The sequence below is a fragment of the Corynebacterium sp. 401_CJEI genome (assembly GCF_001076435.1).
Classification (GTDB): domain Bacteria; phylum Actinomycetota; class Actinomycetes; order Mycobacteriales; family Mycobacteriaceae; genus Corynebacterium; species Corynebacterium jeikeium_D.
Window position 1 is genome coordinate 1 of sequence record NZ_JVIP01000002.1, and the last position, 272, is coordinate 272.

The 272-nt window shown below is 57.0% G+C and carries 1 tRNA gene; it reads right to left on the minus strand.

Annotated features, from left to right (window positions below):
* Window positions 1-92: 92 nt before the first annotated feature.
* Window positions 93-163 (minus strand) — tRNA-Cys (locus tag ADM64_RS01040).
* Window positions 164-272 lie beyond the last annotated feature (109 nt).

Here is a 272-nt window from a genome sequence, read left to right on the forward strand (position 1 = left end):
GGATTGAACCAGTGACCTCTTCCGTGTCAGGGAAGCGCTCTCCCGCTGAGCTAAACGCGCATTACATCGAAACCGGTAAGGAATCTCTGCTGAGGTGGAAACGGGAATCGAACCCGTGTACACGGCTTTGCAGGCCGTTGCCTCGCCACTCGGCCATTCCACCGTGAGGCTGCCGCCTCAGTGGTTGCCTCGAAGTTATACCACAGAGCTTAACTTCTTGAGAAACCAGAGCGGATGACGGGACTCGAACCCGCGACCCTAACCTTGGCAAG